The organism is uncultured Oscillibacter sp. (assembly GCF_910584465.1).
Taxonomy (GTDB): domain Bacteria; phylum Bacillota; class Clostridia; order Oscillospirales; family Oscillospiraceae; genus Oscillibacter.
Genome location: NZ_CAJUBK010000004.1, coordinates 24,824 through 44,099, shown reverse-complemented (window position 1 = coordinate 44,099; position 19,276 = coordinate 24,824). Strand labels below are relative to the sequence as shown.

Sequence of the window (19,276 nt, the reverse complement as noted above, 5' to 3'; positions counted from 1 at the left end):
GGGATCGCAGGGAGCCTGGGCGGCAAAGCCGCCCAGGCTCCCGGTGCGTTCTTTGGGGCGGGCCGGAGCGCCCCGGCCCTGACCGCCCGGCGATGGGCCGGGGCGGGGGCGCGGCGTGAGGCGGGACGACATGAAAGACGGGCGAGAGGCATCCGCCTCTCGCCCGTCCCTCATTCATGGAAAACCTGCTTTTGCTTCAGCACGTCCTCCAGGGTCTCCAGCAGCTTGTCGATGTCGATGGGCTTGGAGATGTGGCCGTTCATGCCGCATTTGAGGGCGGTCTGTTTGTCCTCCTCGAAGGCGTTGGCCGTCATGGCCAGGATGGGGATGTCCCGCAGTCCCGCCGTCTCCAGGGACCGGATGGCCCTGGCGGTCTCATAGCCGTTCATGACGGGCATCTGGATGTCCATCAGCACCAGCTGGTAATGGCCCGGCTGAGAGCGCGTCAGCATCTCCAGGGCGGTCCGCCCGTTCTCCGCGATCTCCACTTTGAAGCCCGCCTCCTCCAAGATGGCCTGGGCGATCTCCTGGTTGAGCTCGTTGTCCTCCGCCAGCAGGATGCGGCCCAGGGCCGACGCCGGGAGGGGCGCGCCGTCCTCCGCCGGCGCCTCCTCCGCGCTGACGATGGTGAGCAGGCAGTCCCGCAGCTCCGAGAGGAACAGGGGCTTGCCGCAGAAGGCGGTGATCCCGGCCTCCCTGGCCTCGTCCTCGATGTCGGCCCAGTCGTAAGCGGTGAGGACGATGATGGGGACTTCTTCGCCGCATTCCTTGCGGATGCGCCGGGCGACCTCGATGCCGTTCATGTCCGGGAGGAGCCAGTCGATGACATAGACGCAGTAATGGTCCTCCCGCATGATGGCCTGGCGGGTGCGGAGCACCGCCTCCTTGCCGGAGAGGGTCCACTCCGCCCGCATGCCGATCTGTTGGAGCATGCAGGAGACGCTGTCACAGGTGTTGAAATCATCGTCCACCACCAGGGCCCGGCAGCCGGTCAGCTCGGGGATGGTGGTAGGCTCCTTCTCCTCGGAGCAGAGGCGGAACGTGAGGTCCACGAAGAACTCCGTCCCCGCGCCCTGGCGGCTCTGGACGTGGATGGAGCCGTTCATCATGTCCACGATGTTCTTCGTGATGGCCATGCCCAGGCCGGTGCCCTGGATGCCGCTGATGGTGGAGTTCTGTTCCCGCTCGAAGGGCTCGAAGATGTGGGAGACGAACTCCTGGCTCATGCCGATGCCGGTGTCCTTGATGCAGAACTCATAGGCGGCGTGGCCCGCCGGGGCCGAGGGCTTCTCCGTCACCCGGATGCTGACGATGCCCCCGGCGGGGGTGTACTTGATGGAGTTGCTGAGGAGGTTCAGCAAGATCTGGTTCAGCCGCAGGCGGTCGCAGAGGATGTCCTCATGGAGCACGTCCACGGCGTCCATGTACAGCTCCAGCTGCTTGGCGTGGACGTCGGCCTGGACGATGCTCCGCAGGCCGTGGAGGATGTCCGGCAGGGAGCAGGGCTTCTCGTCCAGGTACATCTTGCCGCTCTCGATGCGGCTCATGTCCAGCACGTCGTTGATCAGGCTCAGCAGGTGGTTGCCGGAGGTCATGATCTTCTTCAGGTATTCCTTCACCCGCTCCTGGTCGTCGATGTGGGTGGAGGCCAGGGCGGTGAAGCCGATGATGGCGTTCATGGGGGTGCGGATGTCGTGGGACATGTTGGAGAGGAAGACGCTCTTGGCCTTGTTGGCCCGGTTGGCCTGGGAGAGGGCGTCCTCCAGGAGGCTCTTCTTCTCCATCTCCGCCCGGGTCTCCTCATCCACGCTGCGAAAGCCGACGACCACGCCGTGGCTGGTCCTCCAGTCCCCGATGGGCACGGCCTTCATCTGGAAATAGCGGACCTCGCCGCCGCAGATGGTGCGGTAGTTGAGGTAGTAGAGCCCCCGGTAGGCCAGCTCCTCTTTCAGGCGCTCCCTGGTGAAGATCTGCTGCAGGAGCTCCCGGTCGTCCACGTAGACGCAGGTCTGGATGTAGTCCTCCATGCACGCCTCTATGGTGAGGTCCCCGGAGAAGAGGCTGTCCAGCAGGCCGTAAGGACAGACGTTGGTCCGCAGGACATTGCCCTGTCCGCTGTCCAGATCGAAGTAGCAGACGAGGTTGTAGTCCACGCTCAGGGCCTGGACCAGCTCCTGGTGGCGGCGCTCTTTGCGGAGCTCCTCTTCCCGCTCCCGCTGCTTCTGGGCGGTGCAGTCCAGGAGGAAGCGCTGGTAGAACAGCTCGCCGTCCTCTTCCATCAGCTTCACGTTGCCCATCACGTGGATCAGATCCCCGTTGGTATGGAGGACCCGGTATTCCACGCTGACGCTGTCCCCCACGTTTTTCAGGGAGCGGATGCAGGAGACCAGCTTCTCCCGGTCCTCGTCCAGCACGGAGGCGGCGATGGTGTCGAACCCGGCCTGGGCCAGCGCCGCCTCGGACTCGAAGCCCAGGATCTCCAGGGCGGCCCGGTTGACGCTGAGGATGCGCCTGCCGTCCAGGCTGTGGCACATGACGCCGCAGTCCATGGTGGTGAACAGGGTCTCCAGGGCGCGGTTCTCCCGTTTCAGCTCCTCCTCATAGGCCCGCTCCTTCGTCACGTCGATGGCCACGCCCAAGGTGCCCATCACGCTGCCGTCCACATCGTAGAGCGGGGACTTGTAGGTCGTCAGGAGGCGGGTGCCCCCGCCGGTCCGGATGGTCTCCTCGGATACGCAGGTCCGGCGGGTCTCCATGACGATGCGCTCGGATTCGATGCAGGCCGGATCGTCCCGGTCCACGTCCCAGATGTACGCGTGGCCCCGGCCCTGGACCTGCTCACGGGTCTTGCCCACGGTCTCGCAGAAGCTGTCGTTCACCTTTTCGTGGATGCCGTCCTTGGTCTTGTACCAGACCAGGTTGGGGACGCTGTTGATGGCGGTCTCCAGGAATTGGGAGGTCTCCCAGAGGTCCCGGTCCTGTCTGCGCGCCTGCTGCCATTTCCGGAAGCGGAAGCCCAGCTCTCCGCCGCTCATGGGCAAGATCCAGATGTCCGACACGGCGGGATACAGATCCTCCAGATCTCCCAAAGCCTCCAGCTGGGGGCGCTCCGCCAGGACGATCAGCTCTCCCCGCGTATCCGAGAGGGCCCGGACCGCGGCTGCGGCGTCCAGGTCCCGGAGGTCGGCGAAGACCGCGTCGGCCTGGGCGGCGAGGGCCGGGTCCGGCGTCTCGCTCTCCAGGAACGTATGCGTGAAACGGTCGAGGGGAGCGGCCTCCCGGAGGGGGGCGAACAGCTCCCGCTGGCGGCTGGCGAGATAGAGCCGCAGATGGCAATGATACATAGGCGTTCTCCTCCATATGGCTGCGCGTTTCGGGCGGGCCTGGAACAACAGCCCGCCGGCCTCATACTCAGCTTATATTTTAACGACTGCGGGAGCAGGTGTCAACCATGTGATCCGATCTCATAGAAGGAAGAGGCGCGCGGTCTTCGCCCGTGCGCCCCTGTGCTCGTCCTCACACGCTGAAATTCAGCTGCCGGTAATAGCCGTCATAGACCCGGGAGATGGGCTTGTCCGCCACGGCGGGCCGCTCCGGTCCGTAGAGCAGGCGTCCGATCTTATAGCCTACACCGTTGATACAGACCGATTCTCCGGCGGTGCGGCCGCCGAACCTCGTCATCCAGGCCAGCGCCTCGCCCACGGTGCAGCCCTGCCGGAGCCGGCCCTGTTCGTCCCAAAGCGGATCGTAACCCAATTCCATATCCACAATATCCTCCTATCCTAATCACAAACGACTGCTATATATTGTAGCGGAGCCCGCCGGCAAAAGCAAGGGCCGCTTTGGAGAAAAAAGAGGGAGATATTCGTGAAGATCGTGGATCGACAGCCCGGCGGGGAGGCGGCCCCGACATCTTATGACGTAAGCCGCCGCCGCGCGGGAGGGGGCGTTGCACGGGGGCATGCAACGGCGGAGGGCCGGGACCGCTCCATGAGCCCCGCACCGGCCGGGGAGCGCGGGGAGCGGCCCCGCGGGCCGGGCGGCGGCGGGACTTGGAAAGGAGAGGGAGCATGAACGAGAGATGCGCCGAGCCCTGCGCGGACCTGGTCCGGCTGGAGCGGCAGGTGGAGGACCTCCAGCGGCAGAACGGGGAAGGCCACAAGGAGCTCCGGGACCGGCTGAGCCGGGTGGAGACCATCAACGCCGTCCAAAACACCCAATACGACGCCATCATGGAGAAGCTGGACACGCTGGCCCACAAGGTGGACGCCCTGGAGGCCAAGCCCGCCAGGCGCTGGGACGGCCTGGTGGAGAGGGCCGTCTGGGCCGTCTGCGCGGCGGCGGTCGCCCTTTTGCTGGCGGAGGCGGGCTTATGAAGGCGGATCGGACGGAGGACGGCGCCGCGAACCGGCGCGGCGTCCATGGTCCCGGCCCCGCGGAGGGCAGGGGCCGGGACCGGCAGGGCCCCATGGGAGGACCGGATATGGGAAGGAGAGGATATCGGGATATGGATCGAACGATCGTCGAACGGCTGGGGAACCTCCTCAGCGTGAAGAGCCTGGTGACGCTGACGCTGACGGCCGTGTTCGCCTGCATGGCGGTGGGTGGGAGCGTCAGCCAGGATTTCATGACGGTGTACGCGGTGGTGATCGCGTTCTATTTCGGGACCCAGAGCCAAAGGGCCCGAGGGACGCAGGAGGGCGGGGACGATGACGCCGGCTGAGCGGGTGCTCGCCGCCGCGAGGGCGGAGCTGGGCGTGAAGGAGTCCCCGGCGAACTCCAACCGGGTCAAGTACAACACCTGGTACTATGGCCGGGCGGTCTCGGGGGCCGCCTACCCCTGGTGCATGGCCTTCGTCCAGTGGGCCTTCGACAAGGCGGGGGAGGCGCTGCCCTATAAGACGGCCTCCTGTTCCGGCCTGCTGGGCTGGTACCGGTCGAAGCGGCCGGACTGCGTGGCCGAGACGCCCCGGCCGGGGGACATCGTCATCTATGACTTCGGGCACACCGGCATCGTGGAATCTGTGGGCAAAGGCACCATCACTGCCATCGAGGGCAACACGTCCCCCGGCGCGGCCGGGAGCCAGTCCAACGGCGGCATGGTCTGCCGCAGGACCCGCAAAACATCCGCGGTCACGGCCTACATCCGGCCGGACCGGCGAAAGGAGGACGCGCATATGGACAACATCCCCAGCCCCGCCCACCGGGAGGGCGTGGAGTGGGCCGTGCGGAACGGCATCCTGGCCGGGGACGCCTCCGGCGATCTGGGCCTGGGGCGGGACGTCACGCGGCAGCAGCTGTGCACCATGCTGAAGCGCCTGGCGGACCATCTGGAGAAGCGCTGAAGGACGAGGAAAGGAGGACGCCCCCAGGCGTCCTCCTCAGAGCAGCGAAAAAGCAGTGGGAGCCCCCGTCGACGGGAAGGGGGAGAGTCACGAGAGGGACCCAGGAGGGGTCCCTTTCGTTTTTGATGGATAAGTTTCCAGGACTTTTTTGAAAGTCCCGGAAACTTGCACAGCCTGCCGCTAAAAGGTAGGGACTGTTTGCTGCTGTCTGCTCAATCTAAAAATTCCACGCTGTCATCTTCTCCGAGAGCAAGTTTGATGTATGCCATGGAATCGTTCTCGTACAGGCTATATATCCCCAAGTAATCAGCATCCGGTGCAATCTCTGCCTTACTGTAAGTAGTGCCATTAAACACGAAGTCAGGATCGCCGGTCACTACACCGACAGCGGATCTTGTCTCTACGGTAACTCCCTCACAGCCGACAAAGATCTTGACAAAGTTATCGTCCATCGTAGCTTCTTTGGCAATGCCGGAGGTAACTTCCTTGCAGGTGACGACGGAGCCGTCACCGAAAGAGCAGCCGCCGCCCAAGCGGACCATCGCATGGAAATCACCAACGACCGTTAGGCCGCCGTTGAAGACGCAGTCATCGAATACGATGTTGCTCCGCAGCTCATCAGCGGCATCGCGCGTGCTGGCTGGGTCGACTGTGACGGTGACCATTTTTTCAAAAATAACATCGTAGACCTCTGTCATCTCGCCCGCTTTCAAGAGATAGTCATATTGGACCTCGGCGTCAGCGTTGGGAGCATCCGTCTGGGCAGGAGCATCTGCGTTGGGGACATCGGTCTGTGCTGGGTCGTTCGCGCCAGTGCAGGCAGGGAGCGTTAGCAGCATGACTGCCAAAAGCGATGCGAATAGTTTTTTCATGATCATACATCCTTCGTTTTTATTTTTATAACGGGATAGTTGGCTGTCCAACTGGCTCCCGTAATAAATACATGAAAAAAGTACGCAGCCGAAGCTGCGCACCGAAAAACACATAGCTCCGATTGCTGCGACACAACCTTTCAAACATCCATGTGGATCATCCATGCGAATGCGAAAGCAGAGCCTGCATTTTTACCAAAGGTAAAATGCACACTCGCATAGATGATCATTCGGTTGTGTCGCACGCTGATTGTACCACACTCACGAATGGATGACAAGAGAAAAATAAATGACAAGGGAAAAACGAGAGTGGATACTGTCAGTATCCACCCTCGTTTTTTTTGAACAGGAGTTTCCAAGATCTTTCGAAAGCCCCGGGGCCCTGCTCAGCCGGTCCCTGCGTACTCCTCCAGGCAGAGCCCCCGGCTCATGATCTCCCGGGCGGCCTCCTCCCCTACATAGCGGTAGTGCCAGGGCTCATAGCCCACCCCGGTGAGGGCGCTCTTGTCCGTGGGATAGCGGAGGATGAAGCCGTACTCGGCGCAGTGCTCCATCAGCCACGCCTGCACCGCCGTCTCCTCCTGGCCCTCGTCCAGGAGCTGATAGGACTTGTCCACGATATCCACCGCCAGCCCCGCCTGGTGCTCGCTGGTGCCGGGGCGGGCCACCCATAGGGCGGCCTGCTCCTCCGCCTCCTCCCGGGAAGAGGCCGCGGGGAGGCAGGAGAGGACCTTTTGTTCGAACAGCTCCTCCTGTTTCTCCCACGTCCGGTAGGAGGAGCAGATGGTGGGGCTCAGCCCCTCCGCCCGGCAGGCGTCCATCATCCGCTGGAGGTCCGGATAGGCCCGCTCGTCGATGGAGTGCCCGTTCGCCAATCGGGTGAACGCCGGGACTTGGAAGTCCTCCGGCAGGGGGTGCTCCCCGTTGACCAGGATCAGGGCCCAGTCCTCAGGGTCGGAGGCGCCGTCCTCTCCTCCGGAGCGGACTGCCCCGGGGACGGTCAGGACGCGGACGGGACCGCCGTCCTCCGGCTCCCCTGGGACCGGGGCGGACTGCCGGGAGAGGGGGAGCGCCGGGGGAGAGGCCCCCACGGCCCCCGCCCGGCCCAGCAGGAAGCCGGTGAGGAACAGCGTCAGCCCCGCCAGCGCCAGGAGCGGCAGGGGGGACCTCCGGCCTCTGCGCCGGGGAGGCGCGAGGCGGCGGGGCCTGGCGGCGCCGGGAGGACGGTCCCACTGGGCGGGCGGGGCGGCGTAGTAGGTCCGCTCCGGGATGGGGAAGTCTTGGATGACGCAGGCACGCGGGTCAGACATGAGAACAACTCCTTTGCGATCGAGATCATGTCTCTATCATAAGGCTCGTCCCCGTCGAAACCGAAACATTCCTGCATCGGAGTCTCACCATTTTTGCATCGATCCTGCATCGGTGGGCTCATGACCATAGCTCGCCGCGATCTCCTCGTCCACGGCGCTCCAGTCCAGGGCAAAATTGAAGTCCAGCTCCCTGCCGTCCCGCACGGCCCAGAAAAGGCTCCTGCACTCCGGCAGGCGGAAATAGGTGATGTCGCCAGATCCCTCCGGGACGTACTCCAGCCCCAGCCGGTCCAGGATCTTCTCCCCCAGCTCTCCGGCGGTCGGACTGCCGGGAAGGCCGTCGGCGCGGAAGAACATCAGTCCCAGGATCTGCCCGCTCTCCCCATCCAGGGTGACGGTGAGGGATCTCCGCCGGGTCTCGTCATAGGTGGAGGCCACGGTGAACCCGGCGCTGGAGAGGTCCGTCTGGTCCCGGAGATAGTACCGGGTCCAGTCCCAGGAGTCGCCGTCGATCTCCGCCAGCAGCCCCGGCGTCTCCGGGAACAGGAGGCTCCCCAGGTCTGTCAGGGCCTCCCGCAGGCGCTCCATCTCCCGGTCCCGATCCTCCCCCTCCAGCTCCTGGCTCATGATGGTCAGGTCCTCCGGCAGCTCGTTCAGCCGGACCAGCAGCCAGATCCGCCCCGGCAGGTCCGGGGGCTTGAAGGGGAAATTGGTGTCCTCCGACAGCCCCTCGGCGTGGACGGTCCCGGTGAGCTCGCCGTCCTCCAGGGCGGACAGCCGCAAAGGCAGCAGCGCCAGCGCCGCCACGGTCAGCAGCGTCAAGACCGGGAAGAGCCAGTTCTTCCACCCCCTCATCCCGCTCCGCCTCCTTTCAAATGGATCCGGACCCGGGTCCCCCGGCCCAGGCGGCTCTCGATGTCCATCGTCCCGCCGTGGAGGTCCACGATCCGGCGGCACAGGGCCAGCCCCAGCCCCGCGCCGCCCTGGGCCCGGGAGCGGGACTTGTCCACCATGTAGAACGCCTCCGTCACCCGCTCCAGCTCCTCCTCCGGGATGCCCTTGCCCTGGTCCGTCACCTGGATGCAGCAGCCGCCCTCCTCCGCGAGGCCCTCCAAAAGGATCTCCCCGCCGCCCTCCATGGCCTTCCGGGCGTTGTCCAGGAGGTTCACGCAGACGGTCTCCATCAGGTCCGGCTCCATCTGCGCCGTGACGTCCTCCGCCCGAAGGGTGAGCCGGATCCCCGCCTGGGCCAGAGACGGCTCCATGGCCCCGGCCACCCGGCGCAAAAAGGCGCCCAGCGGCGCCGGGCGGAGGGGGAAGTCCTGCCGCTCCAGGACGATGAGGTCCAGCAGCTTCCGGCTCAGGGCCTCCAGCCTCCGGCCCTCGCCGAAGATATATCCGGCGCTCTCCCGGACCTGTCCCTCCGACGCCGGGCGGGAGCGGAGCAGGTCCGCGTAGCCGATGATGGAGGTCAGGGGGGTCTTGATCTCGTGGGCGAAGCTGGCGATGAAATCCTCCTGCCGCCGGGCCGCGGCCCGCAGCTCGGCCACCTGGCGCTGGATGCGGTGGGCCATGACGTTGAAGTCGGCGGAGAGCTGGGCGATCTCGTCGTCCCCGTCCACCCGGACCCGCTGGTCCAGGTCCCCCTCGGCCATGCGCCGGGTGGCGGCGGAGAGGCGGGCCAGGGGCCGCAGCAGTACGGCGGCGGTGAACAGTGACAGGGCCCCCACCGCCCCCGTGAGGGCCAGCATCAGGGAGAAGAAGCTTTGATACTGCTCCGACCGGGAATGGAACAGGCCGCTGACCTCCCGGCAGTTCTCCAGGTACAAGATGCCGTCCTCCAGGGCCAGGGGGCTGGCGGCGTGGAGGTAGATGCGCCCGTCCCCCAGGGCCTCCATCACCCAGCCCCGCTGCCCCTCCGGCAGCTGGGCGGTGAGGGCGGCGGCGTTCACCGGCAGGGCGCCGCTGCCGCCCAGGGCGCGCCCCGCCTCGTCGCTGAGGCGGAAGGAGACGGTCCGCCCCTGGCCGGTGGAGATGGTGATGCCCCCGGCGGCCTTGGCCAGTTCCTCCCGGCTGTAGGCGGGGTGGAAGGACAGCTCCTGGGCCAGGGCGAAGCGGAGGAGGTCGTTCTCCTCGTAGAGGGCGGAGACCTCCCGCTCCAGGGAGGAGCGGAACTGCGCGCCGATCAGGGCATAGCCGCCTGCGGAGCAGGCCAGCGCCGTGATGAGGACCATGCTGCAAAAGAGCTTCCAGAACAGTTTCATGGGGCCTCATCCCTCCAGGCGGTAGCCCACCTTGTAGACCGCCACCAGCCTCTCCTCCAGTCCCAGCTTCTTCCGCATCCGCTGGATGTGGAGGTCCACGGTCCGGCTGTCCCCCAGGAACTCCTCGCCCCAGACCTTCTCATAGATGCGGTCCCGGTAGAGGGCGATGCCCTTGTTCTGCATGAACAGCAGCAGGAGGTCGTACTCCTTGGCGGTGAGGGCCACGGGGGACCCGGCCCGGCGCACCACGCGGCTGGCGGTGTCGATCTCGATGTCGGGGGGCAGGGAGAGGACCCGGCCCGTCTTCCCGCAGCGGCGGAGGACCGTCTCCACCCGGGCCAGCAGCTCCATCAGCTCGAAGGGCTTGACGATGTAGTCCTCCGCCCCCAGGCGCAGGCCCTTCACCCGGTCCTCCAGCTGCCCCTTGGCGGTGAGGAAGATCACCGGCACCTCCAGGCTCTTGCAGTACTCCAGCACCTCGTACCCGTCGGCCTTGGGGAGCATGATGTCCAGCAGGGCCAGGTCGAAGGGCCGGGACTCCAGCTCGTCCGCCGCCGCGGCGCCGTCGGGGGCCCAGACGCAGCGGTAGCCCGCGCCCTCCAGGGCGGTCCGGATGAGGTTGGCGATGGGGGCCTCGTCCTCGGCGATCAAGATCTTGTTCATAGGGATCGCTCCTTCCAGCGGCATATACGGCATAGTATGGATAGTGTACGGCATCTTCCCATCATCCTTGCATCATGAACGCCGGGGGATCCCGCGGCATAGGATGGTGCAGCCCCATTTGAAAGGAGGATGCCGGAACGATGGTTCCGGCTGCTTATATGGAACAAAATATGACCCGGCGAGCTTCCTCTCCCGCGGGGAGGATGGTCAACGCCGACGAGCCCATGATCCCCCTGCCCAACGTGGGCGAGGGCGGGCCCGTTTATCCCGGCAATACCGACGGCGGCGTCACCGACCCCGGCCAGGTGCCCGTGATCCCCCTGCCCAATCCCGGCGAGGGCGGGCCCGTCTATCCCGGCGATACCAACGGCGGCGTCACCGATCCCGGCCAGGTGCCCGTGATCCCCCTGCCGAACCCCGGCGAGGGCGGCCCCGTCTATCCCGGCCCCGGCACGTCCACCTTCCCCTATCTGCCCGGCTTCGGCGGGACGATCACCGTCCCGGTCACCGGCAGCTTCGGCCAGTCCTGGAACTGCAGCAACAACAGCTGCATCTCCGCCATCCTGCCCGGCGTCATCGGCGCGGTGTGGCCCAGCGCGGCCAAGGTCCGCTTCCTGAACGCGGGCTACGGCTATCAGGCGTTCCGCATCTTCGTGGGCAACCGCCAGTTCGTGAGCCTGCTGAACTACGCCTCCGCCACCACCTACGGCCAGGTCAGCGCCGGCTATCAGACGGTGACGGTGGCCGGGACCGACGGCTATATCTACATCCAGAAGACCATGCCCTTCCAGGCGGGCGGCATCACCACGATCGCCGTCGTCAACACCGCCAGCGGCTTGGACCTGCTGCAGATCACGGACAGCTGCTGCCCGCCCACCAACGGCTATTCCAGCTTCCGCGTCGGCAACCTGGCCATGAACACCAGCCCGATGGACGTCATCATGAGCGACGGGCGCGTGGTCTGGACGGACCTGCGCTTCAAGGAGGTCGCCGCCTTCAAGCGCATCATGCCCGGCACCTATCAGTTCTTCTACGCGGACACGAACCTGACGCCCATGCCCGCGTCCCTGGACATCGAGACCCTGGACTCCGCCTGGCTGGGCGTCTACCCGCCGCAGGAGACCTTCGGCTCGCTGTATCTGGACGTGGTGAGCAACGCCATCTACAGCGTGTACCTCCTCCAGAGCGGCACGGGGCGGAACAACATCCAGAACCTGATCTTGATGGACCGGTGATCCGTCCGGGAGGACGGGAGCGCACGGAGGGGGCCCGGGAGGCCCCCTCCTCCGTTTGCCGGTCCGCGCGGTGCGGGAGGCCGGGGAAGGACCACCCCCGCGGTCCGGGCCGATCCCGGGACGCCGGAAAAGTCCCGGAGACCGGTTCAGGCTGCCGGGGCATCGCCCCGGCAGCCTGAGCAGGTTCAAAATGTGAGGATCCCCAGGTGCTCCAGCAGGATCTTGACCCCCATGAGGATCAAGATCGCGCCCCCGGCCAGCTCCGCCCGGGACTTGTACCGCAGGCCGAACACGTTCCCCACCTTCAGGCCCAGGGCGGAGAGGAGGAAGGTGGTGGCCCCGATGAGGGAGGCCGCGGCGGCGATGTCCACTCCCGGCAGCAGGGCGAAGGTGACGCCCACCGCCAGCGCGTCGATGCTGGTGGCCACGGCCAGGAGGAACATGGTGCGCACGGCGAAGGAGGCGTCGGCCTCCTCCTCTTCGCCGGAGAGGCTCTCCTTGATCATGTTCCCGCCGATGAGGGACAGCAGGGCGAAGGCGATCCAGTGGTCGAAGGAGACGATGTACTGCTCGAAGGCGGATCCCAATAAGTACCCGGCGGAGGGCATCAGCGCCTGGAAGCCGCCGAACCAGGTCCCGGTGAGCAGGTAATGCCGCGGCCGGAGCCGCTGGACGGACAGGCCCTTGCAGACGGAGACGGCGAAGGCGTCCATAGAGAGGCCGACGGCGATGAGCAGCAGTTCAAAAAGATCCATGGGGGACCTCCCGGATGAGTGAGGATGATTTTTTCATTATAACGATCTATATTCCGCCTGTCAACGGATATGCCGCGTTCCGTGTCGAAAAAAGGGGACGCAAACGGATCCGTCCAAACAAAGACCGGGACTTGGGCCGCCCGCTTCCGAGCGGGGGGCCGGACGGGGGACTGGACAAAGCCGTGGAGGACTGCTACAATGACGATACGATCTTCTCCCATCTCCTGGGGGAGCAAGGAGGTATCTGGAGCGGTGAAAGAGAAGAAGGGCGGAGGCTTCCTGCGCTGGCCGTGGAACGTCGTCGTTTACGTGCTGCTGGCGGCCGTGCTGAGGCTGTTCGCCATCCCGGTGATCCTGGTCCTGCTGTGCATCCAGCGGAAAAACGATCCCCACGGCGTGGAGGAGGGCTACTGCCTCAGCCGGACCCGGAAGCGCATCGTCTGGGTGCTGTGGGGGCTGTTGTGGCTGGTGGTCTCCGCGGGGCTGGCCTATCTGTTCTCCCTGGGGCTCCGGCAGGACCGGGCCTATTGGGAGGCCGCGGACTACGTGACCCTGGCGGTCAGCGGCGGCGGCAGCGCACTGATGCTGGCCCTGGGCGTCTACATGGGTTATACCGGCGCGCGGGACGCGCTTTTCCCGGGGAAGAGCGGCCTGGCCGCCTCCATCCGCAGTCAGCTGCCTTACCCGGAGGAGGCCCCTCCGGTGGGGGAGCTGTTCGCCATGGTGGACGAGGACCTGAAGGCCAACGGCCGGTGGTTCGACGAGATGGGCATCGGCCGGGAGTGGGTGCTGGGTGAGCAGGCCAGCCGCATCGACCGCATCCGGGGCATCTTCGTGGTGGACGAGATCCATCACCGCCGCAGCGGCAAGCGCAGCGTCACGCAGCGGGTGCTGCAGCTGGTGCTGGTGGACGACCGCTGGCAAAAGCACATCACCGATTTCAAAAAGCCGGACGAACTGCGGGCGGCGGCGGACTGCCTGGCCCTCCGGGCGCCGGGGGCCCGGAGGGGCACGAACAGCCAGTGGAGCAGTTTCTGGAGCATGGACGAGAGCGGGCGGGAGGAGTTCGAGCGGGAGTTCCGCCAGGCGAAGGCCCTCCGGGCCTCAGAGGCCGCCCAGCGGGAGGCCGTGAGCGGCGGGGCCCAGGATATGATCCTCGAATGCGGCGGCGAGGTGACCTCCCGCGTCACGGAGACGCTGGTGGGAGAGCACCTGGAGCGCTGTTTGGAGGGAGCGGGGGGAGGCTTCTCGCTGACGCCTACCCGCCCCGTCGAGGCGGAAGGCCGGGTCCTCCGCTCCTTGGGCTGCTCCCCCCGGACGAAGGAGGGAGGCGAGCCGCAGGTCCTGCTTTTGCTGGAGCTGGCCTCCAAGCCTGGGGAGGAAGACCTTGGCCTTGCCAAGGCCCTGGGGCGCCGGGAGGCGCTGGCGGTGCTGACGGCCTGGCTCCGCCGGGAGGTCCCGCCCCTCGGGGACTGGGATCTGCGGCGCGTCTACGGCGTCCGCTCCCGGCAGGCGCCCGCTCGTCCGGGGCGGGAGTCCCAGGCGAAGCTCTCTTTGGTCTACGCCAGCGGCGCCGCGGAGAGCCACACCACCTTCACGGCGGAAGACGTGCAGGTGGCGGCGGACGGCGTGGCGGATGGGACCTATCAGGTGGTGGACCTGGTCCATCCGGCGGGCTATCTGTGGATCCGGGTGACGGCGGGGGACCGGACGGATGCCCGCTGCACGGTGGAGGCCACCAGGCCCGGCGGGCCGGAGCTGGAGTTCTACATCGCCAAGATGCCGCCGAGAGAGGCGGCGGCGTGGCTGACGGGGTATCCCCGGGGACAGTACCTGCCGGGCGGCGGGAGCTGGAAGCGGGTCAAAAAACCAAATAGATAAAGGAGCGTTTCGATCATGGCAGCAGTTTTGAGCAGCGAAGTGGAGCGGGCCCTCCAGGACATCTACTACGACGTCCGTACGGGCCGGGGCAAAGAGGCGTTCGCCCTCCTGGAGGAGGCGTCCGCCGCCGGGGACGGCGACGCCAGCTGCGTCCTGGCCCGGTGCCTGTGCGGGTATCAGTACGTCTGGAGGGGCCACGGTTTCCCGGAGGACGACGAACGGGCCACGAAGCTCCTCCACAAGTCCGTGGAGCAGGGCAGCGCCCTGGGGGTGCTGGTGGCCCTGCGGAGCGGGGAGCTGACGCCCTCCGTCCAGAAGAAGATGCCCTTCCAGAGCCTCCAGGCGGCCTTCGACGAGGTGGAGGCCCTGGCGGAGGGGGGAGACGCGTTCTGCCAGTACATCGTGGGCAACAGCTACTTCTGGTGGGACTTCCTCCGCATCCAGGATAAGGGCAAAGACTCCTTCTCCAGCCAGGCGGAGTTCAAGGCTTATTTGAAAGAGCAGATCTCCAAGTGCGAGGACTGGTTCTGGAAGGCGTTCCGGGGCGGGGTCTACTTCGCCGCCAACAACCTGAACAAGTACTACAGGGAAGGGGACGAGGACATCATCGCCCCCCAGCCGGAAAAGGCGAAGGACCTCTATAAGACCGGCGCGGAGCTGGGGTACCCGCTCCACCAGTCCATCTACGCCGACGAGCTGAAAAAGGCGGAGCGGTACGAGGAGGCCCTGCGCTGGTACCGGGAGGCCGCCGAGGGCGGCAACCCCAACGACTGGTTCGAGGTGGGCTTCCTGTATGAGGAGGGCAAAGGCACGGAGCAGGATATGGCCTATGCCGTTTCCTGTTATCAGAAGGAGCTGGCCCGGGACCCGGACCACACGGGGGCCAACAATTACCTGGGCCGGGCCTATTTCACGGGCAAAGGCGTGCCGCAGGACTACGCGAAAGCCTTCCGCCACCTGTCCGTCGCCCACGACAAAAAGGGGAACACCTGGGGCGTGTTCTACCTGGCGAAGTGCTGCTTCTACGGCCTGGGCACTCCCCAGGACTACGCGAAGGCCCTCCGGTTCCTGGACAAGGTGGACTGGCAGAACCGGGAGGCGGACTACATGCGGGGCGTGATCTTCGCCCGGGGCCTGGGCGGCGCGGCGGCGGACATCCCCAAGGGCGTGGCGTACCTCCAGAAGGCGGGCAGCTTCGACAAGGCCAAGGAGGAGCTGCTGCACTATAAGAAGACCCTCTTCGGCAAGTGGGTCCGGCGGGACTGAGCGGCCGGGAGCGGGGAGACGGGCGGCGGAGCCTTGGCTCCGCCGCCTCTGCCTGTCGAAACGTCTTCCCGACAGGCGGAGCAAGTTTCCAGGACGTTCAAAAAGTCCTCGATACTGATCGATCGAGGACGAGAGGGGCCCTTCCTGGGCCCCTCTCGTGACTCTCTGCCTCCCCGCCGGTGGACCCCGCCTATTTTTCGACGCTCTAGGGCGGTGGGGAGCGCGGAGGATCCGATCGGCGGAGGCCCCGCAAATTTGTGTTGGCTTTTTTGGAAAAGTGTGGTACAATCGAACGGCATCGACCCCTACAAGAAAGGACGTGGACCTTGGTGGAGGATCATTCCTTTTCCGTCTTCCCGAACGAGAACTTCCTGGACCTGCGGCTCTATCAGTACGGCTGGGAACAGTGCGCGCCCCTGCACTCCTTCGGCCCCTACGTCCGCAACCACTATCTGTTCCACTATGTGATCTCCGGCCGGGGGCACCTGGACAACACGGACGGGGACGGCGTGCGGCGGGACTACGACCTGGGGCAGGACCAGGGCTTTTTGATCTGTCCCGGACAGATCAGCACCTACGTGGCCGATAAGGACCAGCCCTGGAAGTATGTCTGGGTGGAGTTCGACGGGCTGCGGGTGGCGGAGTACGTGGAGAGCGCCGGACTGGGCGAGCGCCAGTCCGCCTACCTGCCCCAGAGCCCTGCTCAGGGGCAGGCAGTCAGGGACATCATGCTCCACATCGCCCGGCACTCCGACGCCTCCAGCCTCCACCTGATCGGGAACCTGTTCTTGTTCCTGGACGCCCTGATCGAGACCTCCTCCACCCGCAGGGCCCTCCACGGGGTCCAGCTGAAGGATTTCTATATCCAGGAGGCCATCACCTATATGGAGCACAACTATCAGCGGGAGCTGACCGTGGAGGAGCTGGCCGACGTCTGCAAGCTGAACCGGAGCTATTTCAGCAAGCTCTTCAAGGAGAGCATGGGCTGTCCGCCCCAGGAGTTCCTGATCCGCCTGCGGCTGTCCAAGGCGGCGGATCTGATGAAGGGGACCAGCCAGCCCATCGGCAGCATCGCCGTCCGCTGCGGCTACCCGAACCAGCTCCATTTCTCCAGGGCCTTCAAGAAGCGCTACGGCGTCTCCCCCAGGGAGTGGCGGGCCCGGAACCGTCTGCAGATGAAAAAGTGACCGCGGGAGCGGTCACTTTTCGTTTGCGGGGAGATGCGGGAGCGGCCGCTTCCTGCTCAGACCGCCGTGAGGTAGAACTGGAAGGACTGGTAGTCGTCCCAGCACATGGGCAGGGGCCAGCCCACTTCCATCAGCACGTCGCCGGGGAAGCTCCCCTCGCCGTTGACCCGGTAGGAGAGGGCCGGGTCCAGGCCCTTGAGCCGCAGGGTGAGGAAGGGAGGCGCGCCGTGGGCGATGCCGTAGACCACGGAGACCAGGGCCTCCCGCCGGTCGGGGGAGACCTGCTCCCAGGCGGTGTAGGGCCCGTCCGCGAAGGGATCGCTGAGGCGGTAGTGGTCGCCCCGGCGGAGGAGGGCGTCGTGCTCCTTGAAGGACGCGGTCTGGCGGCGGATGATCTCCTTCTCCTCCTCCGTGGTCCCGCTCAGGTCCATCTCATAGCCGAAGGTGCCGCTCATGGCCACCACGCCCCGGGTCTCGATGGAGACGGAGCGCCCGGTCTGGGCGTTGGGGACGGCGGAGACGTGGGATCCCATGGTGCACGTGGGATAACAGAAGGAGGTGCCGTACTGGATGCGGAGCCGGTCGATGGCGTCGGTGTTGTCGCTGCACCAGATCTGGGGGGTGTAGTACAGCATCCCGGCGTCGAAGCGCCCGCCGCCGCCGCTGCAGCCCTCGATGAGGATGTTGGGGAAGTCCCGGCGCATCCGCTCCAGCATGTCGTACACGCCGCAGACGTACCGGTGGTAGACCTCCCCCTGCCGCTCCGGGGACAGGGCGGCGGACCAGACCGTGGCCAGGCTCCGGTTCATGTCCCACTTGACGTAGGAGATGTCGGCGCTGGAGAGGACCTCCTTCAAGGCCCCGTACACATGGTCCCGGACGTCCTGGCGGGAGAAGTCCAGCACCAGCTGCCGGCGGCCCCGGACCTTGGAGCGGCCGGGGATCTGGAGGGCCCAATCCGGGTGGGCCCGGTAGAGGCCGCTGTCCTCGTTGACCATCTCCGGCTCGATCCAGATGCCGAAGTCCATGCCCAGGGCCTTGATGCGGGGGACCAGGGCCTCCAGGCCGCCGGGGAGCTTCCTCTCGTTGACGATCCAGTCGCCCAGGCCCGCCTCGTCGGTGTCCCGCGCGCCGAACCAGCCGTCGTCCATGACGAACAGGCCGATGCCCATGGGGGCGGCGCTCTCGGCGATCTGGACCAGCCGCTCCGCGTCGAAGTCGAACATGGTGGCTTCCCAGTTGTTGATCAGGACCCGGCGGGGCCGGTCGGCCCAGGGGTCGCGGATCAGCCGCTCCCGGATGGCCCGGTGGAGCCGGTGGCTCAGGACGGAGAAGCCCTGCTTCGAGCAGCAGAGCGCCGCCTCGGGGGTGGTGAAGCTCTCGCCGGGGGCCAGGGCCCAGCAGAAGTGATAGGGATGGATGCCCAGGACCAGGCGGGTGTCCTCGAACTGGGCCCGTTCCACCGCGGCCTCGAAATTGCCGCTGTAGAGGAGCATCGCCCCGTAGCAGAGCCCGTGGTCCTCCCCGGCGTCGTGGTCGCAGAGGATGACGAAGGGGTTGTGCTGGTGGCTGGAGGTGCCCCGGATGCTGCCCGCGCTGCGGATGCCGGGGAGGAGGGGGGCCCGGTCGGGGCAGCGCTCCATGACGTGCCGGCCGTCGAAGGTGATGAGGTCCAGATCCCCCCGGGTGAGGTCCAGGCAGAGGGAGGCGGCCTGACGGACCTTGACGGTCCCGGCGCCCCGGTTGACGAGCCGGACGGCCCGGGTGATGATGTCATAGTCCTCCAGCACGCCGTACCACAGCTCGACGTCGACCTGGGCGGCGGGATCTTCCAGGACGACCACCAGGGTCTCCCCCTCCGGGCCCCGGAAAGCGGGGAGGCCCTCCAGCGCGTACTTGCCCGCCTCCAGCCGGAAGGACTTGTAGCGCAGGTCGGCGCTGCGGCTGCCGCTGGGCAGCTCCAGGTCCAAAGAGGGGAGGCGGAAGTCGCCCACGCCGCAGGTGGAATACTCCTGGGGCATGGCGTCCAGGGAGAAGCCGCGGTCCTCTCCGGCCTCCTCGGGGTTGGGGGCGAAGCTGCGGTCGGTGTACTGGATGCGGTAGGACAGGTCGCAGCCGCCGACCCTGGGGCCGTAGTAGGTGTGCAGGAGCACGCCGTATCCGTTGACCTTCATCTGGTAGGTGGTGTTTTTCGTGTGCAGGGTGAACAGGCCCTTGTCGCAACGTATCATAAGCGGTCCCTCACAGTGTCATAGATTTGAGGAATGGAACTGCGGCCATTGTAAGCGATCCCCCTCCGAGAAGCAAGAGCGGAAAGTCGACAAATTTTTGCTCCGCCCATGCCGGGGATCTGTGAGATACGGACAGCCCCGGCGGGGCAGGTCGCCGGGGCCGTCGATGAGGAGGGAGGTGGACGGATCCGTCCAGGGGGCCGCCGCCCGCGCCGCCGCCGGCGGGATGCCGGGCGCGGAGCGGAGGGGGCCTTTTTCGGATGCGTC

At 66.2% G+C, this 19,276-nt stretch carries 16 protein-coding genes; 7 read left to right on the top strand and 9 right to left on the bottom strand.

The window, feature by feature from the left end:
* Positions 1–170 precede the first annotated feature (170 nt).
* Together QZ332_RS02475 and QZ332_RS02470 are read right to left on the bottom strand one after the other, a co-directional pair.
* Positions 171–3,344, bottom strand: a complete 3,174-nt coding sequence (locus QZ332_RS02475) for a response regulator (RefSeq protein ID WP_295761889.1) — start codon at positions 3,342–3,344, stop codon at positions 171–173.
* Between the two features lie 172 nt (positions 3,345–3,516).
* Positions 3,517–3,762, bottom strand: coding sequence for a hypothetical protein (locus QZ332_RS02470; RefSeq protein ID WP_295761959.1), 246 nt, complete (start codon positions 3,760–3,762; stop codon positions 3,517–3,519).
* A gap of 308 nt (positions 3,763–4,070) precedes the next feature.
* On the opposite strand from QZ332_RS02470, the gene QZ332_RS02465 reads away from it, so the two are divergent.
* The 3 genes from QZ332_RS02465 to QZ332_RS02455 all read left to right on the top strand — a co-directional run bounded on the left by QZ332_RS02465 (position 4,071) and on the right by QZ332_RS02455 (position 5,345).
* Entirely contained in the window at positions 4,071–4,376 is a 306-nt protein-coding gene (locus tag QZ332_RS02465) for a hypothetical protein (protein WP_295761887.1), read from the top strand.
* Between the two features lie 131 nt (positions 4,377–4,507).
* Complete coding sequence (locus QZ332_RS02460; RefSeq protein ID WP_295761885.1) at positions 4,508–4,723, top strand: hypothetical protein; 216 nt, start codon at positions 4,508–4,510, stop codon at positions 4,721–4,723.
* Positions 4,710–5,345 (top strand): CHAP domain-containing protein, encoded by a 636-nt coding sequence (locus tag QZ332_RS02455; protein ID WP_295761884.1) that lies wholly within the window; start codon positions 4,710–4,712, stop codon positions 5,343–5,345. The genes QZ332_RS02460 and QZ332_RS02455 overlap by 14 nt, the downstream gene beginning before the upstream one ends.
* A 212-nt stretch (positions 5,346–5,557) precedes the next feature.
* Here QZ332_RS02455 and QZ332_RS02450 read toward each other — a convergent pair whose 3' ends face one another.
* The 5 genes from QZ332_RS02450 to QZ332_RS02430 all read right to left on the bottom strand — a co-directional run bounded on the left by QZ332_RS02450 (position 5,558) and on the right by QZ332_RS02430 (position 10,454).
* A complete protein-coding gene (locus QZ332_RS02450; RefSeq protein ID WP_295761882.1) occupies positions 5,558–6,217 on the bottom strand; it encodes a hypothetical protein in 660 nt (219 codons plus the stop codon).
* A gap of 386 nt (positions 6,218–6,603) precedes the next feature.
* Positions 6,604–7,527 carry a M15 family metallopeptidase gene (locus QZ332_RS02445; RefSeq protein WP_295761880.1) on the bottom strand — a complete coding sequence of 308 codons (924 nt, stop codon included), beginning with the start codon at positions 7,525–7,527 and terminating at the stop codon, positions 6,604–6,606.
* 84 nt (positions 7,528–7,611) lie between these two features.
* Entirely contained in the window at positions 7,612–8,382 is a 771-nt protein-coding gene (locus QZ332_RS02440; RefSeq protein ID WP_295761878.1) for a hypothetical protein, read from the bottom strand.
* Entirely contained in the window at positions 8,379–9,791 is a 1,413-nt protein-coding gene (locus QZ332_RS02435; RefSeq protein ID WP_295761876.1) for a cell wall metabolism sensor histidine kinase WalK, read from the bottom strand. Before QZ332_RS02435 ends, QZ332_RS02440 begins: the two co-directional genes overlap by 4 nt.
* A gap of 6 nt (positions 9,792–9,797) precedes the next feature.
* Positions 9,798–10,454 carry a response regulator transcription factor gene (locus QZ332_RS02430; protein WP_295761874.1) on the bottom strand — a complete coding sequence of 219 codons (657 nt, stop codon included), beginning with the start codon at positions 10,452–10,454 and terminating at the stop codon, positions 9,798–9,800.
* Positions 10,455–10,657: 203 nt separating this feature from the next.
* Here QZ332_RS02430 and QZ332_RS02425 point away from each other — a divergent pair, with 203 nt between their 5' ends.
* Positions 10,658–11,689 carry a DUF4397 domain-containing protein gene (locus QZ332_RS02425; RefSeq protein WP_295761872.1) on the top strand — a complete coding sequence of 344 codons (1,032 nt, stop codon included), beginning with the start codon at positions 10,658–10,660 and terminating at the stop codon, positions 11,687–11,689.
* A gap of 185 nt (positions 11,690–11,874) precedes the next feature.
* Here the strand turns inward: QZ332_RS02425 and QZ332_RS02420 are convergent, their stop codons facing one another.
* Positions 11,875–12,444, bottom strand: coding sequence for a manganese efflux pump MntP family protein (locus tag QZ332_RS02420; RefSeq protein ID WP_295761870.1), 570 nt, complete (start codon positions 12,442–12,444; stop codon positions 11,875–11,877).
* Between the two features lie 252 nt (positions 12,445–12,696).
* Here QZ332_RS02420 and QZ332_RS02415 point away from each other — a divergent pair, with 252 nt between their 5' ends.
* The 3 genes from QZ332_RS02415 (at position 12,697) to QZ332_RS02405 (ending at position 16,778) form a co-directional block, all read left to right on the top strand.
* Positions 12,697–14,325: a hypothetical protein gene (locus QZ332_RS02415; RefSeq protein WP_295761868.1), complete on the top strand. Its 1,629-nt coding sequence runs from the start codon at positions 12,697–12,699 to the stop codon at positions 14,323–14,325.
* A 15-nt stretch (positions 14,326–14,340) separates the two neighbouring features.
* Positions 14,341–15,591 (top strand): hypothetical protein, encoded by a 1,251-nt coding sequence (locus QZ332_RS02410; RefSeq protein WP_295761866.1) that lies wholly within the window; start codon positions 14,341–14,343, stop codon positions 15,589–15,591.
* Between the two features lie 329 nt (positions 15,592–15,920).
* Positions 15,921–16,778, top strand: coding sequence for an AraC family transcriptional regulator (locus QZ332_RS02405; protein WP_295761957.1), 858 nt, complete (start codon positions 15,921–15,923; stop codon positions 16,776–16,778).
* A 56-nt stretch (positions 16,779–16,834) separates the two neighbouring features.
* Here the strand turns inward: QZ332_RS02405 and QZ332_RS02400 are convergent, their stop codons facing one another.
* Positions 16,835–19,009, bottom strand: coding sequence for an alpha-galactosidase (locus tag QZ332_RS02400; protein WP_295761864.1), 2,175 nt, complete (start codon positions 19,007–19,009; stop codon positions 16,835–16,837).
* Positions 19,010–19,276 lie beyond the last annotated feature (267 nt).